This window comes from Micrococcaceae bacterium Sec5.1, from assembly GCA_039636795.1.
Taxonomy (GTDB): Bacteria; Actinomycetota; Actinomycetes; order Actinomycetales; family Micrococcaceae; genus Arthrobacter.
The window spans coordinates 3,467,469-3,489,281 of record CP143430.1; the positions used below are offsets into that span (position 1 = coordinate 3,467,469).

Sequence of the window (21,813 nt, forward strand, 5' to 3'; positions counted from 1 at the left end):
GCTACCTAGGTTACCGCGCCCCGGGTTGCTGGGGTTGCCCGCCGTGGTGGGCCCGCTCGGCAGCCCGGTTCAGGATACCGGCGAGTTCGTCCGCGGTTGCCGTAGTCCCTGCACTGAGCGCAACCCTTCCTCCATTAAGTTTCCTTACGACGACGGCCGGTCCGCTGCTGACCAGCATCGCTGTTGCGTCGTCATGATGCCGCCAACCCCATCCACCAAAGTCTGCGGCTTTCACGTCAGCTGGAGCTGCTGCCGCGATGTCGACGGCGGGAACGGTCAGGACCCGCACTATGCCGCCTGCGAAGACCTGCAGCCCTCCCCTGTCAGCCCGGACGCGGGCGAAGAGGAAGCCTGCACCAACCAACGCCACTGCGGCCACCAAGGCTCCCAGCCATGGGACGGCTATCGCGATCAGCGCGGCTGGAAACAACGTGGACACGATGATCATGATGAAAACTGAACTGCGGGCATGGACCCACATGCGCAGCGTATCCCGTGCGAGGTCCGGGTCCGTGACGTGCAAACGTGCGGCCTCAAGGGCTTCGTCATCCTCCCGCGTCCACCGGGGATCCGGTTTGAAGGCGAACATGAGGACGACTCCCAAGGACACGGCCGCACCACTGCCCATGGCGAGGACGATCGGATCAACGTGGGAAGCGCGCGCGTCCTCCAGTCCCGATTGTCCTACCAGCCCGCCAGCCAGCACTGTTGTCACGAAGAGGCTCACCATGAGGCCAAGGCCCATCATGACCCTGCGCATGACCACCGGTCGTGATAGCGGTACGGCCTGCAGGAAGGCGACCCAACCGAAAAAGGTGATCATGGCCGCGCCGCCGGCTACATAGGTGCCGAAGGGAGCAAAGGCGCTGCCGCCGTCGGCGTTCCACATGACTGCTACGGGATCAGGAAGATCGTTTCGCACCATCTGTGCGCATACGACGAAACCTATGGCCAGCAGCAACGGAAAGGCGAGTGCAAACCTGAGTGCGCGGATATCAAGAGACTCCCTGAACGTTCCCATGGTTCAAAGCTACTCCGTGGCGGCGACACTGTGGTGGCACCTCCTTGCCATCGGCGCGTGGAGTGAAAGAATGGCTTCACACCATCGACCGGACCTGCCCCGGCCGGTCACCCCAACCTCTGGAGGCACCACTTGCCAGGCCTTAACCTGACGCGCGAAGAAGCTGCGCAGCGCGCTGAAATGCTCAACGTCGAGTCCTACAACGTCACCCTGGATCTGACCAAGGGTGCCGAGGTCTTCGGATCCACCACCGTGGTGAAGTTTTCGGCCAAGGCTGGAGCCGCGACGTTTATCGACGCCGTCACCGAGAGCCTTTACAGCGTTACCCTTAACGGCACCGAACTGGATCCCGCCGAGGTATCTGATGGCATCCGCATCCAACTTCCAAACCTCGCTGCCGAGAATGAACTCACAGTCGTCGCCGATGCGCGGTACATGAACACGGGCGAGGGCCTCCACCGCTTCGTGGATCCGGTGGATGGGGAGGTCTATCTCTACACCCAGTTCGAGGTTCCGGATTCCCGGCGGATGTTCGCTGTCTTCGAGCAGCCGGACCTGAAGGCCAGCTTCACGTTCCACGTCACCGCTCCCTCCCACTGGGACGTCGTCTCCAACTCCCCCACGCCGGTACCGGTTGAAACTGATGGAGGCGAGGGCGGTGGAGGCAGGTCCGTGTGGGAATTCACTCCCACCCCGCGTCTGTCCTCGTATGTCACCGCCCTGATAGCCGGACCGTACCAGTCCATTCGTTCCGAGGTGACAAGTTCGGATGGCAGGGTCATTCCGCTCGGCGTCTTCGCGCGCAAATCCCTGATGCAGTACCTGGACGCGGACAACATCTTCGAACTGACCCGCCAGGGCTTCGAATTCTTCGAGGCACAGTTCGGTTGCCCGTACCCGTTTGAAAAGTACGATCAGCTGTTCGTCCCGGAGTTCAATGCCGGCGCGATGGAAAACGCAGGTGCCGTGACAATCCTGGAGGGATACATCTTCCGCGGCAAGGTCGCCGGTGCGCAGATCGAGCGCCGTGCCATCACGGTCCTGCACGAGCTCGCGCACATGTGGTTCGGGGACCTTGTGACCATGCGCTGGTGGAACGACCTCTGGCTCAACGAGTCCTTCGCCGAGTACATGTCCCACCTGGCCGCGGTGGAAAACACTGCCTTCGACCGGGCGTGGACCACCTTCGCCTCGGTGGAGAAGTCCTGGGCCTACCGTCAGGACCAGCTGCCCACCACGCACCCGATCTTCGCGGAAATCAACAACCTTGAAGATGTGGAAGTCAACTTCGATGGCATCACCTATGCCAAGGGCGCCTCTGTCTTGCGGCAATTGGTGGCCTGGGTTGGACCCGAGCAGTTCATGTCCGGGGTGCGCGCGTATTTTGCCAAGCACGCCTGGGAGAACACTGAGCTTGCTGATCTCATGGTGGAACTTGAAGCCGCAAGCGGCCGTGACTTGGACGTTTGGGGCAAGCTCTGGCTTGAAACCGCCGGCGTGAACACCCTCGCTCCCGAGGTGGACGAGGACGCCGACGGCACCATCACCGCGTTCAGCATCCTGCAGTCCGCGATCGATGAACAACCAACCCTCCGCCCTCACCGCCTTGCGGTGGGCTTCTACAACCTTTCCGAACAGGGCAAGCTGGAGCGGACGCATCGCGAGGAGCTGGACGTCGAGGGCCATCGGACCGAAGTCCCCACCCTGGCTGGCCTCGCACGCCCGGACCTCATCCTGCTCAACGACGACGATCTCGCCTACGCCAAGGTACGCCTGGATGCTCACTCGCTGGCCACAGCGAAAGCGCATCTCAAGGATTTTGCCGCCAGCCTGCCCCGCACGCTGGTCTGGGGTTCCGTGTGGGATGCAGCACGGGACGGAGAAACTCCTGCGCGCGGCTACGTCGAACTGATCCTGGCAAACATCGCAGAGGAAACAGACTCCTCGGTGATCCTCGTCCAATTGCGGCAACTTGCCACGACGCTGACCTACTATGTGGCAGCCGAGCACAAGCTGGAGGCAACGATCGCGGCTGCCGACAAGTTGTGGGACCTCGCCTCCGAAGTGGAAGCCGGCTCGGATGCGCAGCTGCAGTTCGTGAAGTCCTATGCTCAACTTTCACGGAGCGGGGATCAGCTGGATCGCATCCAAGCGCTGCTGGACGGGACCGACACGCTTGAGGGCCTCACCGTCGACCAGGACATGCGGTGGGAGCTGCTAACCGCCTTGGTGGCCGGCGGCAGGCAGGGCCAGGAGCGCATCGACCAGGAACTCGCCCGCGACAACACCTCCACCGGCCAAAATGCCGCGGCACAGGCCAAGGCCGCTATTCCCACAGCCGAGGCCAAGGCTGCGGCGTGGGATTCCATCGTGGTCAAGGGCGAACTCTCCAACGCCCTGCAAGCCTCAGCGGTGGCCGGCTTCATGCGGGTGCCTGACACCAGCCTGCTGGAGCCGTACGCGGAAAAGTACTTTGAAGCGGTCCCCGGGATTGTCAAAGAACGCACGCACGCCTTGGCCCAGCAGATCGTCGTGGGCCTCTACCCGGCGCAACTCACAACCCAGGCCACGGTGGACCGCACGGACGAGTTCCTCGCGAACCTGCCCGAAGAAAGCGCAGCGCTGCGCCGCATGATGCTGGAAAACCGGGACGCAGTGGCGCGGGCGCTCCGTGCCCGGGCAGCGGACGTGGACGTGGACGCAGACGCCTAAGCAAGTCCGTTGGGGCCTGTGCTGGCGCTGTTTGGCTGATGGCTAAACTGTCCGCATGGGTCTCAACGAACACCACTATGCATTGACCGTCCGCTGGACTGGAAACCTGGGCGTCGGTACAGAAAGCTACCGAGGGTACTCGCGGGATCATGATGTCGATATCCCGGGCCTTCCGATCTTGAAGGGTTCCTCGGACCCGACCTTCCACGGCGACCGCACACGCTACAACCCAGAACAACTCCTGCTTGCTGCCCTGGCGCAATGCCACATGCTCTCATTCCTACACGTGGCGGTAAGACATGGAGTTGTGGTTACCGGTTACGAGGACAACGCCGAGGGCGTCATGAAGCTAAATCGTGATGGCAGCGGTCAGTTCGAGAGCGTGACCCTGAAGCCTCACGTCACCATCGCGGATCCGGCTCATTCGGCATTGATGGCGCAACTTCACCACGAAGCCAACCACGTCTGTTTCATAGCGCGCAGCGTCAACTTCCCCGTTCTGCACGAACCAATGACGACGTCGGCAGCGGCCTGAGGCTGTTGAACCCGCCTTAGGTCCTTTGTTCCCGCAGGAGTCCTACCAGCCTGCGTTCGGTTTCGCGGCTTAAGCCTGCCTTGCGCTCCCTTTCCAAGCCCAGGCTGCGCTCGTAGTCCAAGGCGTCCCGGAGAGTCTCCTGCCATGGGCGCAACGTCATACCGAGCGCCTTGGCGGCTTGATTGCTTCGCGATTGGAAGCCGTCGTGGTCCGCTGGCAACCACAAGGGAAGTGAGTCCGGCCCGGCCCAGTACTCAACGCCCTGCTCCACCAGCCAGCCTTCGTCGGCCTGGACTGTTTCGCTCAACGGTGGCCACTCCTCCCTGTCCGGCTGCCTCTCCTGGCCCAGGGCCACGCGGCAGGATTCCGAAATGTACTCGCGGAACGGAACTACATCTCCCGACGCGTTGTAAGCGCCCGTCAGGCCCTTCTCTGCCCCTTGAATGATCCACCTGGCGAGGTCCCGGACGTCGATAACCTGGGTGGCGTCATCCGGAATGTTCGGAACCAGAACCGGCTCAGTATTGGCAGCAAAGCGCCCAGGCCAATAGCCGTAACGGTCAGAGCCGTCCTCTGGCCCTCCGATCAGACCCGCCCGCACAATGTGGGCTTTGTGCCCCACCAGGTCCAGCGTCATGCGCTCGATCGCAGATTTTGATTCCCCATAGGTTTCCGGGGTTCCGGCTTGTCCTTCGGGCAGGGGTTCAAGGAGCCCCGCCGTCTCGTCAGCCCCGGGAACCGAATGATCGGCATACACAGAGCAACTGGACACGAAGGTCCAATGGCGCGCACTCGGTCCCAAGACCTCAAGGGCATCCCGCGCCTGAACAGGATCCCTGGAAACATCAACCACCGCGTCCCAGCTGCTGTTCACGTCCTCATAGGCTGCACTACCCAAGGCGCGGTCGCCACGAACCCAGGTCACGCCGTCGGGCGGGTTCGCCTGGGTGCCACGGGCAAGACACGTGACGTCGTGCCCCAAGGCAAGCGCCTGCTTTGCGATTTCAGCTGACAGGAAGGCAGTACCGCCAAGGACCAGAATGCGCATACCGTCACGCTACGGCGATAGGGTTGGACGTGGACAGAGTGTTCCGCGCCCGGCGAACACGGGCCGACCACAAGGAGTTATTCCACCTTGACCTCCATCCCCCTGGCGGAAACCATCACCATCGAACCGGAGAAAATCGACTTCGTTTCGATCCTCATCACCTTGGGCGTGGGCCTGCTGGTGTGGATCGTGGCGCGATTCATCATCCTGCGCATCACGCGGCGAGTGTCCGCGGGCAGCTCCTTCTTCAAGAAGCCCCACTTCAAATGGGTGCAACCGGCAATCCGCGCACTGGATCACGAACGCCGTTCACAGCGTGCCGAAACCATAGGCACTTTGCTGACAAGCCTCGTGAGCGTCGTGGTGGTGGTGATCGTGATCATTTACGTCCTCAAGTTCATGAACGTGGACGTCGCGCCCCTGCTGACAAGCGTGGGAATACTGGGTGTCGCTATCGGTTTCGGTGCACAGCAGCTGATCCGTGACTTCCTCGCCGGTATCTTCATCACCATCGAAGACCAGTACGGAATAGGCGATGTGATCGTCACCAGCGAAGTGATTGGTACCGTTGAATCAGTGGGCCTGCGCATTACGCGGGTCCGCGCTGAGGACGGAGCCATCTGGTATCTGCGAAACGGTGAAATCCTGCGCGTGGGCAACCGCTCGCAGGGAGACTACGTTCCGTTGGAGTCGCCGGAAACCGACGACAATGATGCTGCCAAGAAGGCTGAGGAGAAGGCCAGTGAGTGAGACGAACCCCCAAGCTGGTCCACGACGCCAGCTCATGCAGAACGATCCCTTCAGCCAACCTGCCTACACCGACAGCTTTTATGCAGCTGTGGGCGGGCACGATACTTTCGTGAAGCTGATTGACGTCTTCTACGACGGCGTTGCGCAGGATCCCCTTCTGCGGCCCATGTATCCCGAAGAAGACCTGGAACCGGCCAAACGGCGCTTCCTCATGTTCCTTGAACAGTATTGGGGCGGTCCAACTACCTACAGTGAGGAGCGCGGCCATCCGCGCTTGCGGATGCGCCACATGCCGTTCCGCGTCACGCCCGAAGCGAAGGACCGCTGGCTCTTCCACATGCGGACAGCAGTGGACTCGCTGGGGTTGTCGCCCCTTCATGAGGGAACCCTATGGGACTACATGGAACGCGCTGCGCTGACCATGGTGAACAGCCCCTCGGCCGTCTGAACCTGGTCGTCTGCTTCTGGTCGTCTGGGGCTAGAAGCCCAGGCCCAAGCCTGCGCCCGTGCGGACCAGTACATGGCCACGAGGACCACTTAAGCGGAACCACCGTCCATTGCGGAACAACTGCTGTTCGCCCGCTCCCAGGAATCCCAAGGCGAATGCAGCGAAGGCCGCACCGGCAGGCAGGTCACTGAGGCCGGGGAGTTCTCGTCCCCACACGGCGGCCCGGGCGGTATTCACAACGGCAGCTCCGGCGGCAGTGGGCACCACGCCAGCCACCTCTGCAATGCCGGCCTCCGCTGCTGACTTCAGGTCGGCGTCGAGCACCTTCCCAAGGGCTTCCCAACCGCTCCTCGGCGCGCCGACGCCAGCCCAGGACTCCGAAACCGTCGACGGCGGAATGGGCAACTCGACGTCGTCGGCACCTGAGCGGGCAAGACGGTCCATGACGGAGGCGAGCGTCACCGTGACATCGGCCTGCGCGGGTTCTGCAAGTGCCATAGTCCGTAACCCAAGGATTGTGGGAGTCGATTCGCCCAGGATGCGTGGCCTGAGCACACACACGTACGCGGCCAATACCTGGCCTGCGGCCTGCAGGCGGATGGCACCGTCATCGATGCTCTTGGCACGCGTGACGTACGTCCGCAGGTCAACGAGGTCGCTGGGATCGGCAAAGCGGAAGGACTGGGTCAAGAGGTCTGTCACAGCATCGACTCTACCGGCATGTCCGCAGTTGAGAGGGGTCCGGGGGCCGTCTAGAGTCGAACCATGACTGACACGAACGCTGGCCTCAAGGTTGAGGCACCCGCCGAAGATCCGACGGAAGTCCTGATTGGCCTGTTGGACCTGGGTGACTTCGACGGAGCCCGGACCAATGAGGACATCTTCCTTGGACCTTCCCAAAAACAGCCCCGGCATCGTGTCTTCGGCGGCCAGGTTCTAGCCCAATCCATGATGGCTGGCATGCGAACCGTGGAAGCTGACCGGGTGGCCCACTCCATGCACGGCTATTTCCTGCGTCCCGGTGACGCCAATAAGCCCATCACCTTCGGTGTGGAACGGTTGCGTGACGGTCGGTCCTTCTCGGCGCGGCGCGTTCATGCTTATCAGGACGGTGTCCCCATCCTTTCCATGATTGCCTCGTTCCAGGTTCAAGATGAAGGCCTGGACCATCAAGCGACAATGCCCGAAGGCATTCCGGACCCCGAATCCTTGCCCAGCACGGCTGAGTTGCTGGCTCAATTCGACCACCCGTTGGCACGGCATATGTCCTCGGAGCGGCCGTTCGATGTCCGCCACATCGACCCCGCACTTTACGTGTCACCGCCCAACGAGCACGTGGCCACCAATGCCGTCTGGATGAAAACCATGGGCCCCTTGCCCGACGATCCCAAGCTGCACCTGGCCGCGTTGGCCTACGCCAGCGACTACACCTTGTTGGAGCCCATTCTCCGCAAACACGGCCTCGCCTGGATGACACCGGGTATGAGCGTCGCAAGTCTCGATCACGCCATGTGGTGGCACCGGCCCGTCCGGGTGGATGAGTGGATGCTGTACGTCCAGGAGTCCCCCAGCGCCCAAGGGGCACGTGGTTTGGCTACCGGCCGGATATTCAACCGCGAAGGCGTGCACGTCGCGACCGTGGCACAGGAGGGGATGGTCAGGATTCCGTAGGCTGTTGGTGCGCTGGAAGGTTAAAGCGCAGGTGTTAAAGCAAAGAGGCCGGCCCCTGGTGGGACCGGCCTCTTTTTGTGTCTGTGGCTACCCGTTAGTCGCGGGTCAGACGGCGGTGCGTCACGCGGTGCGGCTTTGCCGCATCAGCGCCGAGGCGCTCCACCTTGTTCTCCTCATAGGAGTCGAAGTTACCTTCGAACCAGTACCACTTGGAGGGGTTCTCGTCGTCACCTTCATAGGCGAGGATGTGGGTTGCTACCCTGTCCAGGAACCAACGGTCGTGAGAGACCACCACGGCGCAGCCAGGGAACTCGAGCAGGGCATTTTCCAGGCTGCTCAGGGTTTCGACGTCGAGGTCGTTAGTGGGCTCGTCAAGGAGCAGGAGGTTGCCACCTTGCTTAAGTGTCAAGGCAAGGTTGAGGCGGTTGCGCTCACCACCGGAGAGGACACCAGCCTTCTTCTGCTGGTCCGGTCCCTTGAAGCCAAACGCCGAAACGTAGGCACGTGAAGGCATTTCGACCTGCCCGACCTGAATGTAGTCATGGCCTTCGGAAACAACTTCCCAGAGAGACTTATTGGGATCGATGCCGCCACGGGACTGGTCCACGTATGAGATCTTCACGGATTCGCCGATCTTGAGCTCACCATCGTCCAACGGCTCCATGCCGACGATGGTTTTGAACAAGGTGGACTTGCCCACACCGTTCGGGCCGATGACGCCAACGATGCCGTTGCGGGGCAGTGAGAAGGAGAGGTCTTCGATCAGGACACGATCGTCGAAGCCCTTCTTCAGCTTCTTGGCCTCGATCACTACGGAACCCAGACGCGGGCCCGGCGGAATCTGGATCTCTTCGAAGTCGAGCTTGCGCGTGCGCTCGGCCTCTGCAGCCATTTCTTCATAGCGGGCAAGACGGGCCTTTGACTTGGTCTGACGGCCCTTGGCGTTGGAGCGCACCCATTCAAGTTCTTCGGTAAGGCGCTTGGACAGCTTTGCGTCCTTCTTACCTTGGACCTCAAGGCGGGCCTTCTTCTTCTCCAGGTAGGTGGAGTAGTTACCTTCGTACGGGTAAAGGTGGCCGCGGTCGACTTCTGCGATCCACTCAGCCACGTGATCCAGGAAGTACCGGTCGTGAGTCACGGCAAGGACGGCACCGGGGTACTGGGAGAGGTGCTGCTCAAGCCAAAGAACGCTCTCGGCGTCCAAGTGGTTGGTGGGCTCGTCAAGGAGCAGAAGGTCCGGCTTCTGGAGCAGAAGCTTGCACAGCGCTACGCGGCGGCGCTCACCACCGGAGAGGACGGTGACATCGGAATCAGCAGGCGGGCATCGCAATGCGTCCATGGCCTGCTCGAGCTGGGAATCGATATCCCAGGCATCGGCAGCGTCAATGGCTTCCTGCAGCTTGCCCATCTCATCCAGGAGAGTGTCGTAATCCGCATCCGGGTTGGCCATCTCTTCGGAGATCTCGTTGAAACGCTGGATCTTGCCGTAGATCTCGCCAACGCCTTCCTGGACGTTGCCAAGGACAGTCTTTTCTTCATTCAGCGGCGGTTCCTGCAAGAGGATGCCCACGGTATACCCGGGGCTCAGGCGGGCCTCGCCGTTTGAAGGAGTGTCCAGCCCGGCCATGATCTTCAGGATGGTGGACTTGCCAGCACCGTTCGGGCCCACGACGCCAATCTTCGCGCCAGGGTAGAACGACATGCTTACATCGTCCAAAATAAGTTTGTCGCCAACGGCCTTGCGAGCCTTGGTCATCGTGTAAATGAATTCCGCCATGCCCTTAAATCTAGTGGGTAGGCGGACAGATCTCACATTCGGTGCTATTGGGCCCCTGCCAGCAGCTCCTTGGGGCGGTGCTCCTAGCGAACGCTGCCCACGAAGCATTTCCCCGTGGCAAGTACCGGCAGAACGCTCATCACGACGCCTCCATCCCGGATCTGGCCCATGACGCAACTATCGCCTGCCAGCGCCGCAGCTTCCAACGCATCGACATCAAGACCAGTGGGCGTCCGGCTGACGGACACTTCTACATTGGCTTTGGGAATGCCAGCCGATACCAAAGCTGCTCGAACGGATTCCGTATCCGGCTTGGGGTTGGCAGCCACGATTTTCTTAAGTGCCGCCTCCACAGCCGTGCTCGTGGTCACGACTGCGGGGTCCATAGTCGTTCCGCCGCCGGGCTGTTGGGACGCGGGGCTTGAAGAAGGGGTGCCTGCCGTGGGTGTTTTGGGGGATGCGGCACATGCAGGCAGCGCCAGCGCAGCAACAATGACCAGAGCCGTCCCGACAGCCTTACCGTTCAACTGAAAATTTCTTGCACGACTCGGCTGCTCCACCCTGGTTCCCCTGCTCATCACATAGCCATTCTGCCATTCCCACGGGCTGCAGGCGGGCGTAGCGTGGGCCAAGTGCTGGCTCGCCGGGACGGGTGGGCCGCAGGAAGGAGAAATCATGGAAGGAAAAGTTCCCAATGCCGAGGCCTCGATCACGGTGGCCGCCCGGCGCGAGCAGGTATGGAAGGCCCTGACGGATCCTGGCCTCATCAAGCAATACTTCCTCGGGACCAATGTCGAAACGTCGTGGAAGGTCGGCGACCCAATCACGTACTCCGGCGAGTACAACGGCAAAGCATACGAGGACAAGGGCGTCATCCTGGCCTTCGAACCCCTACAGCTCTTGAAAACCACTCACTACAGTCCTGCGTCAGGACTTCCCGATTCCCCCGGGAACTATCACACGGTCGAATACCGACTCGACGATGCGGATGAAGGAACATCAGTCACGATTGCGCAGGGCAACAACAAGAGCGAAGAAGAAGTGGAGCATTCCGCAGCGACGTGGCGCACGGTTCTTCAGAACCTCAAGGAATTTCTTGAGTCACAGCCCCAAATTTCTTGAGTCACAGCCCCAAATTTCTTGAGTCACAGGCAAGGTGCCAGGCAGTGAAAGAATAAATCCCCCGGAACCCTGCAGGTTCCGGGGGATTTCTCGTGCCCCAGGAGGGAATCGAACCCCCGACCGGCGGATTAGAAGGCCGCTGCTCTATCCCCTGAGCTACTGGGGCGCACTGGCGCCAATACCAGCCTAAGCCGCTGGCGCCACAAAGAGTTTACAGTGCATTCGACCTCCAGCCTGTCAGCCCACGCCTATGGGTACTTCTCCTCCACAACAGGCCTTCGTTCGGTAGTTATTCACATAGGCACATACCGTACTCCCCTGCGCGGGTTGTGTGGATGAAGCTAAGAGGGCCGGACGGGCACTTTCCTACATCCAGAAGGACCACCATGAACGACACCATTACTCTTCGAGGCTTCGTAGCCTCGGAGGTCAAGAGTTCTACCACTACGCGGGGTACGTCCACTGCTTCATTTCGTCTTGGGACAACTGAACGCCGCTACGACCGGGCCAGCAATACATGGGTGGACGGCAATACCAACTGGTACACCGTGCAGTCGTTTCGCTACTTAGCCGGCCATGTCGGCTGTAGCGTGAAGAAGGGTCAACGCGTCATCGTCGTCGGAAAGCTACGCCTGCGGCAGTGGGAACACGAGGGCAGGATCTACCATGTGGCAGAAGTCGACGCGGAATCAGTCGGGCACGATCTCATGTGGGGCTCTGCGAACTTCACCCGGATGAACGGGACGTCGGCTCCAGCTGACTCGAACCCGTCCGGCGAGGCAGCCGGGAAGCTTGGAGATCCGGGGATTGAGTGGGAGTCCGGCGACAACGAACAAGCGCCCCCGGAGGAGGAGACAGAAACAGTCGACGTCGATGACCCGGACGGTACCGGTCCGCTGGTGGTAAACACCACCACAGGTGAGTTGGTGGGTGCCGGGGCTTGAACTTCCGCGTCGGGGACCGCGATGAAACTCGCGGGACCAGCCCCGCGGGTGGAGATTATTCTGGGTCCATGGCATACGACGCAGCAGCTCCCCGGCTGGAGACCGCTCCTGCATCCTGGGAGGCCTTGGAGGAGTTATTCGGGGTCAAGGGCGAGCCATCCCGGTGCTGGTGCCGCCGGTTCGCCCTCCCCGGCAAGGAGTTCAGGTCCACGGCACCAAACGAACGCAAGGAGCTCCTGCGGACACGCTTTGACGAGGATCCAGAGCCAGGGGTACTGGCATTCCGGGGTGGTCAGGTGGTCGGCTGGTGTGCAGTGGAGCCCCGGGCAAACTACGCGCGCATAGGACGGTCGCAGCCTTCAATAACGGGGCTACTACCCTTGAGGCGTATCCCATCGACACCCGCCTTCGTCCAAAGGCTGGTCCCTCGGACTTGTATCACGGCACGGTTTCGCTGTTCATTGAAAGCGGGTTCTCCGTGGTTTCAACTCCCATTCCCGGGCGCGCCATCGTTCGCCTAAACAACCAGGCCGCATAAGAAACCCCATAACAAGCCCGGGCAAATCCTAGTCGCTGCCAGAGTGGCCAACTGCCATCGAGGCAGCTACGGCAAGGTCAGGATCATGGGCCCATCGGCGGTGATCGCCACGGTGTGTTCGCTATGCGCGGCCCTGTTTCCGCTGGAGGAGCGCAGAGTCCACTCATCGTCATCGTGGTAATAGTCGTCCTTACCTCCAAGGATGAGCATTGGTTCGATGGCAATGACCAGCCCTTCTTGAAGTTTGATGCCCCTGCCCGGCCTGCCGATGTTGGGAACGGGCGGTTCGGCGTGCATTGTCCGGCCGATACCGTGGCCACCGTGATCGGCCAACAAACCATATCCAGCACGTTTGGCCTCACCGCCGATTGCATAGGCGAGGTCGCCCATCTTGTTGCCCACCCGGGCAGCTTCGATACCCCGGGCGAGTGCAGCGTCTGTGGCATCGATCAGTGCCTGGTCCGCTGGATCTGCCGTCCCCACGATGAAGCTGATGGCAGCATCTCCACACCAGCCTTCAAGGAAGGCGCCGCAATCCACACTTAGGAGGTCCCCGTCCTGGAGGACGTAGCCATCTGGTATTCCATGCACCACAGCGTCATTCACGCTGGCACAGATCACCCCGGGAAACGGGAGCGCTGCCCACCGCGGATGGTAATCCAGGAAGGCCGGTTTGGCCCCAGCGCCTGAAATGACGTCCGCAGCAACCTCATCCAGTTCCTTGAGGGAAACGCCGACATCGGCATGCTCCCTGACTGCTGCCAAGGCGTTGGCCACCACCCTGCCGGCCTCACGCATCATCGAGATCTGGTCCGGTGTCTTAAGCATGGACATGGGATTCCTCCGGTTTTGCTGGGCGGGAGCATTTGCTGTTCAGGGTCATTCGCTGTTCAGGGACATTCGCTGTTCTGGATCATCGTGGGATCCGCTGGCCATTGGACCCACTCTACGTGGGGCAGGTGGCTGCATGGCGTGGAGAATAAGGAGGAGTTCCCGACTGGATACTTCCCACGACGGCCGGTCATAGAGTTGGGGCATGGAGAACAAGGACTTACTTGAGGCCATCCGGTCAACACTTCGCTCCGCGAGGGACGCTGAGCGAGCCCGGGGAGCCCAGGCATATATGAAGTCGGACATGCCGTCCTGGGGTATCCGGGTGCCTGAAGTTCGCAGGATCGTCAAGGTGGCAGCGAAGCAGTTTCCCATCTCTTCACCCGCCAGCCTTCGCGAGGCCGTTCATGATTTATGGCGGAATGCCCAGGCGCGCGAAGAACGATATGCAGCCATTGAATTGACGGGCCTGCCGTTGGTCAAGGAAGACCTTGGCATGCTGCCGGTCTATGAGGAAATAATTCGCACCGGCGCGTGGTGGGACCTCGTCGACGGGGTGGCCCACCGCCTCTGCGGCCTCCTGCTTGCCCACAGGTCCACCATGACGCCGCTATTGCTCCAATGGTCCACTGACCAGGACATGTGGATCCGAAGGGCGTCCATTACTGCGCAATTGGCAGCCAAGGGCCTAACGGACCCGGGACTGCTGGCGGCTGTCATCAAACCCAACCTTGCCGACAAGGAGTTCTTCATCCGCAAGGCCATCGGATGGGCCTTGCGTGAGTACAGCAAGACAAACCCGGAGTGGGTCAGGGCGTTTGCGGCAGAGAATGCTCCAGCACTGAGCCCTCTCTCCACACGTGAGGCGGTACGGCTTCTGTCGTCGCATTAAGCATTGGAACAGGAGCCCTCAAGACGCTCGCCCGATTCCTCAGATGATCGGGCGCAGGCCCGGCTCGTCGCGCTTGCGGAAAAGGCTCTTTGTCTTCGGATCAACGAAGATCAAATAAACGGCAAACAGGAGCGCAATGATGGCTGCCGCGTTCCGCGCCAAGGTCAGGGCAAGGCCGAGATCCTCGCTTTGAAGATAGGGAAACACATCCAGTTGGTCTGAGATGGCGTAGACCATGAAGAACGACACCACGAAGTAGACCGCCTTTACCTGCCAGTCATTGCGTATACCTGTTACCGCAAACAACGGAATCAGCCACACCACGTACCAGGACTGGATCATCGGGGCCAACAAGACGATCGCCGCAAAGGCAAGGGTGAGCCGGCGCATGAGGCGATCGTGTTCTCCCCGGAAGACCTGCCAGGCAATGGCTCCCACCATCAGCACTTTGCCGGCGTCGTAAACCCACTTGGCCATGCCCCAGCCGTCAAGTCCAAAGACGTTGAAGATCGACGCGACAACCAGGCCTATCAAGCCGATGGGTGCGTACCAGATCCAGACGCTCCCGGGGGCAGACAGACCCTTCACCCATCCAAACCCAAACCCGTTGACCAGGCTCATGGCGTACAGGAGGCCGAAGGTCAGGGCGGCTGTCAGGAACCAGAAAAGGATCTTGCGCGGCCATGACGCACCCTTGCCCGCCCAGAGCAAGCCAATAAAGGGCAGGAAGACCACCGTAATTGGCTTGACCGAAATGGAGAGTGTCACCAGCACCAAGCCCAGGACCACCCGGCGGGTGGCGCAGTAGTACAGGCCTGCCAAGGCCAGACCAATCATGAGTGCGTCATTATGGACACTGGCAATGAAATTGGTGAGAAAGAGGGGGTTGGCGGCTGTCAACCATAGTGCGCGGTGCGGATTGACGCCGTGGAGTTCTGCCAGCTTGGGTACGTAGATGATGCAAAGTATGACGCCCGCAACTGCCACCAGCCTGAACAGCATGATGCAGGCCTCAGGCTGGACGTTGGTCACCCAAACAACGAATTGTTCGATCCAAAGGAACAACTGACCATAGGGAACAGGCGCTTCCGTCCACATCTTGTCGGCACCCAATTGGAAGTAGTTCGGTAGGGCGGAAATCCCATTCTCATAGGGATTCATTCCCTCAACCATGAGTCTGCCCTGCCCGATGTAGGCGTAGACATCCCTGCTGAACAGCGGGACAGTGAACATCATGGGCAACCCCCAGGCCACCACAGCCTGCAAGGTGGCCTTGCGGGCTTGGAGTCCCCATACCCGGACCCGCTGTCCCAGCCGCAGCCAAGCCCGGACAAGCAGCATGCCACCAACAGCCAACAGGACAATGGACAGCCCGACGCCCACACCTTCGGTACGCATCCAGATGAAAAGCGGAAGCCGCCGAAGTTCAGAAACCGGCGCGAGCCAGCCAACGCCCAGCGAGCCAAAGACAAGGAACATCGAACCTATGAAACCGGCGATCAGCGGGGACCTGGCGTTATCCACTTCGCTGGCAGCAGCATCCGCAGGCGGCGCTTCTTTCCCTGCCTTCTGGGCGGCGGGTACAGGCACCGTCATGTGGTCTTCATCCAATCGTTTGCCCGTTGCGTTCCGGGACAGAAATCTGAATCTCTGGGGGCTGTCCACGACAGGAAGAAAGGACACTGCCGTGCTCAAAAATCCTACCATCGGAGCACTTGGAACCGCCTGAAGGATAGGCTAGGCGCGTGCCTATTACTAATGAACGCATCGTCTGGATTGACTGCGAAATGACCGGCCTGGACCTCAAGAACGACGCCCTGATCGAAGTGGCGGCGCTCGTGACGGACTCCGAGCTCAACATCCTGGGCGATGGCGTGGACGTCGTCATCAAGCCCGACGACGCAGCGCTGGAGCAAATGAACGACTTCGTTCGCGACATGCACACCCGCTCCAAACTCCTTGACGAACTCCCCCACGGCAAGACGATGGCCGAAGCTGAGGCGCAGGTGCTTGAGTACATCGAGAAGTGGGTTCCGGACCCCCGCAAGGCCCCCTTGGGGGGCAACTCGGTGGGCACGGACAGGATGTTCCTGGCCAGGGACATGCCGAACATTGTGGAGCACCTCCACTATCGCGTCATCGATGTCAGTACCATCAAGGAACTCTCGCGCCGCTGGTTCCCGCGGGCCTACTTCCAGTCGCCGGCCAAGCATGGCGGACATCGCGCACTGGGGGACATCAAGGATTCCATCGACGAGCTCCGCTACTACAGGCAAGCTGTTTTTGTACCTGCCCCGGGCCCTGACACTGCTACCGCCCAGCGCATCTCCAAAGACATCACAGCCACTGCTGAGACTCTGGGTGCAACAGAAACTATGTGATCTGCGCCATTTTTGAAGGTTTTTTCGTCGAAACCGGCAAAAGTGGACTTTTCACCCCAAAACAGCAGGTAAGCTATTTGTCGTTGCCTTCACGGAATGCCGGTCATACGGACTTACCGAAAAAGGCGCATGGTGGGCGTAGCTCAGTTGGCAGAGCGCCTGGTTGTGGTCCAGGAGGTCGCGGGTTCAACCCCCGTCGCTCACCCCGCCGAGATTGGCTCAAAAGCCGGTTTCCACAAAGGCCGCACCGGTTATCCGGTGCGGCCTTTGTTTTGTTTTGGCCCGCCTGCAGTCCCACGGGTTGCTTCCGGAACACAGCGATCGACTAAGGAAGAGCTGACATGACCGTCCTCCCTGTGACCATTTGGGGCGAACCCGTTTTGCACCGTCGGGCAAGTGAAGTCGAAGTATTCGATGACGAGCTCCGAAAACTCATCGCGGACATGTTCGAAACCAATGATGCCGCGAACGGAGTGGGCCTCGCCGCACCCCAGGTGGGAGTCGGCAAGCGCATCTTTGTGTATAAGTACGCCAATGACGACGACGCGCCTGAGCAAGGCGTTCTGGTCAATCCCGTCTTGACCCTCTCAAAGATCTCAGGAGCCCTCCCGGACCCGGAAGAGCACATTGAGGGGTGCCTGTCGTTCCCCGGAGAGCACTATCCTCTGCAGCGCGCTGTGTGGGCCCGCGTCCAAGGCTTTGACGCTGACGGAAACCCGGTGGACTTCGAAGCTACGGGCTGGTTCGCTCGAGTGATGCAACACGAGTACGACCATTTGGACGGCAAGCTTTACATCAACCGCCTTGTGGACCGATATGCCAGGAAGGCCATGAAGCAGGCCAAGAAGAACGGTTGGGGCGTTCCCGGATTGACATGGATGCCTGGCGTCGACCCGGACCCGTTCGGACACTGATCCGATGAACCAAGAACGCCATGCAGAATTGTTTCAGCTCCTGGACGTTGCCGGCGAGGACGCCATGGAATGCGCCGCGCTCTTGGACAGAAACCCCAGCGGCCACGTCTTGGACGCATTGGAACTGCTGCAGCAACGGCTTGGCACTTTTCCAGCTGACAGTATTTCTCCCCATGAGCTGGGCGAGACCGTCTGGATCGAAGCTCTGCTCCGCTTCGCACCCAGGGTCCACGCATACCATCTGGAGTTGGGAATCGGCGCCGACGTGTCGGCAGCCGCCCTGGCTGACGTGGGACTTCAGCTCCGCATCAACCGCCGCGTGCATGGACATTTCGGCTTGGACACCTGGAGCTGGCTGACGTTACATATGGCAGGCAATCTGTTCCGGCTCGGCCGATTGCAATTCCATTTGATCCGGAGCGGGCCTGACGACGGGCCAGGGGGCAGCCTCGCGTACGCATCCGATTGGGTCCTGGGTGTCCACATTCCCGAGGATGGCGGCCTCTCCCCCTCGCTGGTAGACGCCAGCTTTGACGAGGCGCGCTCGTTTTTTCCCCACTACTTTCCGGACAAGCCGGCCACTGTGGCCACGTGCGAGTCCTGGATGCTGGATCCCTACTTGGTTGAACGGCTTCCCAATAGCAACATCGCATCCTTCGCCCGCCGTTTCACGCTGGATCGGTGCACCGATGCCCCCACTGATGCCGTGTACTTCACGTTTAGGCAGCGGGGGCTCGAGAACCTGGACAAACTACCCCGGGAAACTTCGCTCCAGCGCATAGTCCTTGAGAGAATCGACGACGGCGGTACCTGGCAACTGGGACACGGTCACCTGACGCTGTAAATGGTCTGCTGATCGGGGCAAGAAGAAAGGACGCGCATCATGGCGTCCTTCTCCGCCTGTGTGACCCAGAGCTTGTAGGCTGCCTTGACGGAGATCTGCCGTGCTACGTAGTGACACCGGAAGTTCTTGTTCGGCGGGAGCCAGGTGGCGGCGTCGCCTGCGCCCTTCTTCACATTCTCGGGCCCATCAGCTGCAATCAGGTTCAAGGGATCATTTGCCAGCCTTTGACGCTGCTGCACCGTTAATTGCTTGGCACCCTTCTGCCATGCGTCGGCGAGGGCGACAATGTGGTCAATCTGAACATCAGCGCTGGTGTCCTGGCCCCGACGGAAGGTCACGTGGGCGCCCGTGTAGGGTTCGTGAAACTCTCCAGTGGCAACCTTGCATGAGGAACCACTAGTGAACTCCACCGACGACAGGTCCCTGCGCAGGATGTCGTTCCTGGTATCGCATCCGTTTCGATCGGCATCCAGCCACGCCTGGCCGAATGCGGTTCGCTCATAGTCTTCCTGGGATGCCCGTCCCTTAACTTCCAACTGTGCCAGTGCGGTGCTTGCCTTCTCCGCGGGAACAGCCTCGATGCCGGAAATGGGTTTCATCCAAGCCGGGTTAAATACCGGCGCATCAGTGGGGCCGGAGACCCAAGGCTCAGCCGCGTTGAACTGGCCGGTGGTGAAGAACCAAGACAGTCCTGCCACGACGGTGGCGGCCACTAATCCTAGAATGGCCCAGGCTTGGCGTGATCGTCTGCGCGCGCGTTTGTAGGCAGACCAGGTGATACTCAAGGGGCTCCGTCCAGTCGGGGAGGGTGGTGTCCTTCGAGCGTAGGACACGGCACCGACAGTCAGAGCCGATATCCACAGTGTGTAGGAGAAGTCACACTGCAGTGGTGGGGTTCTTCCCCGGGTTACTGCTCACGCATAACGCGTTGCAGGTCTTCCGCAGCCACCTCCAGCAGCGTACGCAATTGCTGGACGCGTTCGTCGCTGACGTCCCCCGCAGCGTTTGCTGCGATGGCCTGGTCCAGCAGTTTCTGTGCCTGCTTGTGGTTGGCCCGTGCTACGTCCAACGCGTGTTCCAGCGTTGTCTCGTGTTCCAAAGTCGATTCATTTTCCATGAACCCATTTTGGTCAGGTTTCCCGGCTGATGCCAGTGACACCGCCGGGAAACCCGTGAATACTTCCCGGCTTAGGCGTTGGCTGCCTCAAGCACTGCGATGGGAGCCACGATGTCGCGGGCAGGGAAGGACGGCGGGTTGACGCCGGCCATTTCCTCCATGACACGGACCACCTGGCAGGAGTAGCCGAATTCGTTGTCGTACCAAACGTAGAGCACGAGGTTCTTGTCGTTGGAAATAGTGGCCAGACCATCAACGATGCCTGCGCGGCGGGAACCAACGAAGTCGGTGGAGACAACGTCCGGCGAGTCGATGTAGTCGATCTGCTTCCGCAACGGCGAGTGCAGCGACATTTCGCGGAGGTAGTCGTTGACCTCATCGCGTGTGGTGCCATTGGCAAGGTTGAGGTTCAGGATCGCCATGGACACATCCGGGGTAGGTACGCGGATCGCGTTACCGGTGAGCTTGCCCTGAAGTTCCGGAAGCGCCTTGGCAACAGCCTTGGCTGCGCCTGTCTCCGTGATAACCATGTTCAGGGCTGCCGAACGGCCGCGGCGGTCTCCCTTGTGGAAGTTGTCGATCAGGTTTTGGTCGTTCGTGAACGAGTGCACCGTTTCAACGTGGCCGTGGATGATACCGAATTTGTCGTTGATGGCCTTCAGTACCGGAGTAATGGCGTTGGTTGTGCACGACGCAGCGGTGACGATCTTGTCGTCATCGGAGATGTCGGACTGGTTGATTCCGTGGACGATGTTCTTCAGATCGCCCTTGCCCGGAGCCGTCAGCAGGACGCGCGCAACACCCTTGCTCTGCAGGTGCTGGGACAGGCCCTCCGCATCGCGCCAGCGTCCGGTGTTGTCCACTACCAGGGCATCCTTGATGCCGTAGGCGGTGTAGTCCACGGTGGCGGGGTTGTCGGAGTAGATGACCTGGACCTGAACGCCGTTGGCAGTGATGGTGTTGGCTTCTTCGTCCACGCGGATGGTTCCCTCAAAGGAACCGTGTACGGAGTCGCGGCGCAGGAGGCTGGCACGCTTGACGAGGTCGTTCTCGGCGCCCTTGCGGACAACGATGGCACGCAGCCGCAGGCCATGCCCACCACCGGCCTTTTCAATCAGGATGCGGGCCAGGAGGCGACCGATGCGCCCAAAGCCATAAAGCACGACGTCGGTGCTGGTGCGGTCATCAGCGCCACGCTTTCCGACGATTTCGGCGAGCTCGGCCCGCAGGAACTCATCCAAGGAGGTGCCGTGGCCCTCTACGCGGAACTTCTCCGTAAGGCGGGCAATGTCGATTGCAGCCGCACCGAGTTCCAGCTCAGCAAGAGCGTTCAACAGGGGTGCGGTTTCTTCGAGCAGCAGCTCGGTGTTGCTCATCCGGCGCGCAAAGCGGTGGGCCTTCAGGATGTTCATGGTCGACTTGTTGATCAGGCTCCGGCCGTGGATGCTCGTGACCACGTTGTTTTCCCGGTACAACCGGCCGATCACCGGAATCATGGCCTCGGCGAGAGCCTCCCGGCCCATCCACTTATCAAGACAAGAATCTGACGTCTGGCTCACAGAACTACCTTCCTTGGGTCAACCACATACGTCCTCGTATGCAGATGGCGGCCGCCCGGAGTAATCCTGCGGCACGGGCACTGGCCGGGCTTCGGTCCACCCACAGCGCCTTGAACGATTGCAAAGAAAAGACCGCCGGCTGCGAACGCAGTCCCGGCGGCAGAACATCTACGTTCATAACAAGTCTAAGGCGGAAGGGCGTCCTCTTGGGTGCCGGGGGGCGTGAAATCACTCACATGGCAGTCACAATGGACGTCATATGCCCGGGACCTCAGTGGCGAATGTGGATGGGTTGACCGATACGCCGGGTTCTGTCATCCCTTGCCGTTGCCGGCAAAGGAGTGGCGGCCATCCATCTACGAACGCCGTTGCCGACGCCCTCCAGCAGCCTACCCGGACACTCGGGCGAGCAGCCCTCAAACGTGTCCTGTCTGGCCTTGCTCCGGGTGGGGTTTACCTAGCCTCCCCGGTCACCCAGGGAGCTGGTGGTCTCTTACACCACCGTTTCACCCTTACCTGCCGCATGCTGATGCGAGCACCATTACGCGAAGGCGGTCTGTTCTCTGTGGCACTGGCCTGCGGGTTACCCCGAGTGGGCGTTACCCACCACCCTGCTCTGCGGAGCCCGGACGTTCCTCGAGCCACTTCCGTGACGCGCGACCGCCTGGTCAACCCATCCGCCGTACAGTCTACCGGCGTCGAGGGTTGC

21 protein-coding genes, 2 tRNA genes and 1 other RNA gene are annotated in these 21,813 nt (G+C 60.8%); 12 read left to right on the forward strand and 12 right to left on the reverse strand.

What is annotated here, in order from left to right:
* Window positions 1–10: 10 nt before the first annotated feature.
* Window positions 11–1,021, reverse strand: coding sequence for a hypothetical protein (locus VUN82_15760; GenBank protein XAS70558.1), 1,011 nt, complete (start codon window positions 1,019–1,021; stop codon window positions 11–13).
* Window positions 1,022–1,153: 132 nt separating this feature from the next.
* On the opposite strand from VUN82_15760, the gene pepN reads away from it, so the two are divergent.
* Both pepN and VUN82_15770 read left to right on the forward strand, forming a co-directional pair.
* Window positions 1,154–3,733 carry an aminopeptidase N gene (gene pepN / locus VUN82_15765; GenBank protein ID XAS70559.1) on the forward strand — a complete coding sequence of 860 codons (2,580 nt, stop codon included), beginning with the start codon at window positions 1,154–1,156 and terminating at the stop codon, window positions 3,731–3,733.
* 55 nt (window positions 3,734–3,788) lie between these two features.
* Complete coding sequence (locus VUN82_15770; protein XAS70560.1) at window positions 3,789–4,268, forward strand: OsmC family protein; 480 nt, start codon at window positions 3,789–3,791, stop codon at window positions 4,266–4,268.
* 16 nt (window positions 4,269–4,284) lie between these two features.
* Here the strand turns inward: VUN82_15770 and VUN82_15775 are convergent, their stop codons facing one another.
* Window positions 4,285–5,316, reverse strand: a complete 1,032-nt coding sequence (locus VUN82_15775; GenBank protein ID XAS70561.1) for an NAD-dependent epimerase/dehydratase family protein — start codon at window positions 5,314–5,316, stop codon at window positions 4,285–4,287.
* A gap of 87 nt (window positions 5,317–5,403) precedes the next feature.
* Here VUN82_15775 and VUN82_15780 point away from each other — a divergent pair, with 87 nt between their 5' ends.
* Window positions 5,404–6,066, forward strand: coding sequence for a mechanosensitive ion channel domain-containing protein (locus VUN82_15780; protein XAS70562.1), 663 nt, complete (start codon window positions 5,404–5,406; stop codon window positions 6,064–6,066).
* Between the two features lie 34 nt (window positions 6,067–6,100).
* Complete coding sequence (locus tag VUN82_15785) at window positions 6,101–6,514, forward strand: globin (GenBank protein ID XAS74707.1); 414 nt, start codon at window positions 6,101–6,103, stop codon at window positions 6,512–6,514.
* 30 nt (window positions 6,515–6,544) lie between these two features.
* Here VUN82_15785 and VUN82_15790 read toward each other — a convergent pair whose 3' ends face one another.
* Complete coding sequence (locus tag VUN82_15790) at window positions 6,545–7,216, reverse strand: hypothetical protein (GenBank protein XAS70563.1); 672 nt, start codon at window positions 7,214–7,216, stop codon at window positions 6,545–6,547.
* A 63-nt stretch (window positions 7,217–7,279) separates the two neighbouring features.
* Here VUN82_15790 and VUN82_15795 point away from each other — a divergent pair, with 63 nt between their 5' ends.
* Window positions 7,280–8,185: an acyl-CoA thioesterase II gene (locus VUN82_15795; GenBank protein ID XAS70564.1), complete on the forward strand. Its 906-nt coding sequence runs from the start codon at window positions 7,280–7,282 to the stop codon at window positions 8,183–8,185.
* A 94-nt stretch (window positions 8,186–8,279) separates the two neighbouring features.
* Here the strand turns inward: VUN82_15795 and ettA are convergent, their stop codons facing one another.
* Both ettA and VUN82_15805 read right to left on the reverse strand, forming a co-directional pair.
* On the reverse strand, window positions 8,280–9,962 hold the full coding sequence (gene ettA / locus VUN82_15800; GenBank protein XAS70565.1) for an energy-dependent translational throttle protein EttA: 1,683 nt from the start codon (window positions 9,960–9,962) through the stop codon (window positions 8,280–8,282).
* Between the two features lie 83 nt (window positions 9,963–10,045).
* Window positions 10,046–10,489 carry a hypothetical protein gene (locus VUN82_15805; GenBank protein ID XAS70566.1) on the reverse strand — a complete coding sequence of 148 codons (444 nt, stop codon included), beginning with the start codon at window positions 10,487–10,489 and terminating at the stop codon, window positions 10,046–10,048.
* Between the two features lie 148 nt (window positions 10,490–10,637).
* On the opposite strand from VUN82_15805, the gene VUN82_15810 reads away from it, so the two are divergent.
* Window positions 10,638–11,084 (forward strand): SRPBCC domain-containing protein, encoded by a 447-nt coding sequence (locus VUN82_15810; protein ID XAS70567.1) that lies wholly within the window; start codon window positions 10,638–10,640, stop codon window positions 11,082–11,084.
* A 93-nt stretch (window positions 11,085–11,177) separates the two neighbouring features.
* Here VUN82_15810 and VUN82_15815 read toward each other — a convergent pair.
* Window positions 11,178–11,250 (reverse strand) — tRNA-Arg (locus tag VUN82_15815).
* A gap of 220 nt (window positions 11,251–11,470) precedes the next feature.
* Between VUN82_15815 and VUN82_15820 the strand changes: the two genes are divergently transcribed.
* Complete coding sequence (locus tag VUN82_15820) at window positions 11,471–12,028, forward strand: single-stranded DNA-binding protein (GenBank protein XAS70568.1); 558 nt, start codon at window positions 11,471–11,473, stop codon at window positions 12,026–12,028.
* Window positions 12,029–12,632: 604 nt separating this feature from the next.
* Here VUN82_15820 and map read toward each other — a convergent pair.
* Window positions 12,633–13,400, reverse strand: a complete 768-nt coding sequence (gene map / locus VUN82_15825; protein XAS70569.1) for a type I methionyl aminopeptidase — start codon at window positions 13,398–13,400, stop codon at window positions 12,633–12,635.
* A 202-nt stretch (window positions 13,401–13,602) separates the two neighbouring features.
* Between map and VUN82_15830 the strand changes: the two genes are divergently transcribed.
* The gene (locus tag VUN82_15830; protein ID XAS70570.1) at window positions 13,603–14,289 is read left to right on the forward strand and encodes a DNA alkylation repair protein; all 687 of its coding nucleotides are present in this window, start codon (window positions 13,603–13,605) and stop codon (window positions 14,287–14,289) included.
* A 39-nt stretch (window positions 14,290–14,328) separates the two neighbouring features.
* Here VUN82_15830 and mptB read toward each other — a convergent pair whose 3' ends face one another.
* A complete protein-coding gene (mptB, locus tag VUN82_15835; protein XAS70571.1) occupies window positions 14,329–15,885 on the reverse strand; it encodes a polyprenol phosphomannose-dependent alpha 1,6 mannosyltransferase MptB in 1,557 nt (518 codons plus the stop codon).
* A gap of 191 nt (window positions 15,886–16,076) precedes the next feature.
* Here mptB and orn point away from each other — a divergent pair, with 191 nt between their 5' ends.
* The 4 genes from orn to VUN82_15855 all read left to right on the forward strand — a co-directional run bounded on the left by orn (window position 16,077) and on the right by VUN82_15855 (window position 18,428).
* Window positions 16,077–16,670, forward strand: a complete 594-nt coding sequence (gene orn / locus VUN82_15840) for an oligoribonuclease (protein XAS74708.1) — start codon at window positions 16,077–16,079, stop codon at window positions 16,668–16,670.
* Window positions 16,671–16,802: 132 nt separating this feature from the next.
* Window positions 16,803–16,875 (forward strand) — tRNA-His (locus VUN82_15845).
* Window positions 16,876–17,011: 136 nt separating this feature from the next.
* Window positions 17,012–17,584: a peptide deformylase gene (def, locus tag VUN82_15850; protein XAS70572.1), complete on the forward strand. Its 573-nt coding sequence runs from the start codon at window positions 17,012–17,014 to the stop codon at window positions 17,582–17,584.
* A 4-nt stretch (window positions 17,585–17,588) separates the two neighbouring features.
* Window positions 17,589–18,428 (forward strand): acyltransferase domain-containing protein, encoded by an 840-nt coding sequence (locus tag VUN82_15855; protein XAS70573.1) that lies wholly within the window; start codon window positions 17,589–17,591, stop codon window positions 18,426–18,428.
* Here the strand turns inward: VUN82_15855 and VUN82_15860 are convergent.
* The 4 genes from VUN82_15860 to rnpB form a co-directional block, all read right to left on the reverse strand.
* Window positions 18,413–19,213, reverse strand: a complete 801-nt coding sequence (locus VUN82_15860; protein ID XAS70574.1) for an HNH endonuclease family protein — start codon at window positions 19,211–19,213, stop codon at window positions 18,413–18,415. The two genes, VUN82_15855 and VUN82_15860, sit on opposite strands and share 16 nt — an antisense overlap.
* A 122-nt stretch (window positions 19,214–19,335) precedes the next feature.
* The gene (locus VUN82_15865) at window positions 19,336–19,545 is read right to left on the reverse strand and encodes a hypothetical protein (protein ID XAS70575.1); all 210 of its coding nucleotides are present in this window, start codon (window positions 19,543–19,545) and stop codon (window positions 19,336–19,338) included.
* A 71-nt stretch (window positions 19,546–19,616) separates the two neighbouring features.
* Window positions 19,617–21,068 carry a glyceraldehyde-3-phosphate dehydrogenase gene (locus VUN82_15870; GenBank protein ID XAS74709.1) on the reverse strand — a complete coding sequence of 484 codons (1,452 nt, stop codon included), beginning with the start codon at window positions 21,066–21,068 and terminating at the stop codon, window positions 19,617–19,619.
* 320 nt (window positions 21,069–21,388) lie between these two features.
* Window positions 21,389–21,780, reverse strand: an RNA gene (rnpB, locus tag VUN82_15875) — RNase P RNA component class A.
* Window positions 21,781–21,813: the final 33 nt, after the last annotated feature.

Excerpts from the sequence above, each read along its gene's own strand:
- VUN82_15870 (XAS74709.1), bottom strand. The coding sequence starts at position 21,068 with ATGGGCCGGGAGGCTCTCGCCGAGGCCATGATTCCGGTGATCGGCCGG.
- VUN82_15855 (XAS70573.1), top strand. The coding sequence starts at position 17,589 with ATGAACCAAGAACGCCATGCAGAATTGTTTCAGCTCCTGGACGTTGCC.
- VUN82_15785 (XAS74707.1), top strand. The coding sequence starts at position 6,101 with ATGCAGAACGATCCCTTCAGCCAACCTGCCTACACCGACAGCTTTTAT.
- mptB (XAS70571.1), bottom strand. The coding sequence starts at position 15,885 with ATGACGGTGCCTGTACCCGCCGCCCAGAAGGCAGGGAAAGAAGCGCCG.
- ettA (XAS70565.1), bottom strand. The coding sequence starts at position 9,962 with ATGGCGGAATTCATTTACACGATGACCAAGGCTCGCAAGGCCGTTGGC.
- def (XAS70572.1), top strand. The coding sequence starts at position 17,012 with ATGACCGTCCTCCCTGTGACCATTTGGGGCGAACCCGTTTTGCACCGT.
- VUN82_15820 (XAS70568.1), top strand. The coding sequence starts at position 11,471 with ATGAACGACACCATTACTCTTCGAGGCTTCGTAGCCTCGGAGGTCAAG.
- orn (XAS74708.1), top strand. The coding sequence starts at position 16,077 with ATGACCGGCCTGGACCTCAAGAACGACGCCCTGATCGAAGTGGCGGCG.
- VUN82_15865 (XAS70575.1), bottom strand. The coding sequence starts at position 19,545 with ATGGAAAATGAATCGACTTTGGAACACGAGACAACGCTGGAACACGCG.
- VUN82_15795 (XAS70564.1), top strand. The coding sequence starts at position 7,280 with ATGACTGACACGAACGCTGGCCTCAAGGTTGAGGCACCCGCCGAAGAT.
- VUN82_15830 (XAS70570.1), top strand. The coding sequence starts at position 13,603 with ATGGAGAACAAGGACTTACTTGAGGCCATCCGGTCAACACTTCGCTCC.
- VUN82_15770 (XAS70560.1), top strand. The coding sequence starts at position 3,789 with ATGGGTCTCAACGAACACCACTATGCATTGACCGTCCGCTGGACTGGA.
- VUN82_15760 (XAS70558.1), bottom strand. The coding sequence starts at position 1,021 with ATGGGAACGTTCAGGGAGTCTCTTGATATCCGCGCACTCAGGTTTGCA.
- VUN82_15775 (XAS70561.1), bottom strand. The coding sequence starts at position 5,316 with ATGCGCATTCTGGTCCTTGGCGGTACTGCCTTCCTGTCAGCTGAAATC.
- VUN82_15810 (XAS70567.1), top strand. The coding sequence starts at position 10,638 with ATGGAAGGAAAAGTTCCCAATGCCGAGGCCTCGATCACGGTGGCCGCC.
- map (XAS70569.1), bottom strand. The coding sequence starts at position 13,400 with ATGTCCATGCTTAAGACACCGGACCAGATCTCGATGATGCGTGAGGCC.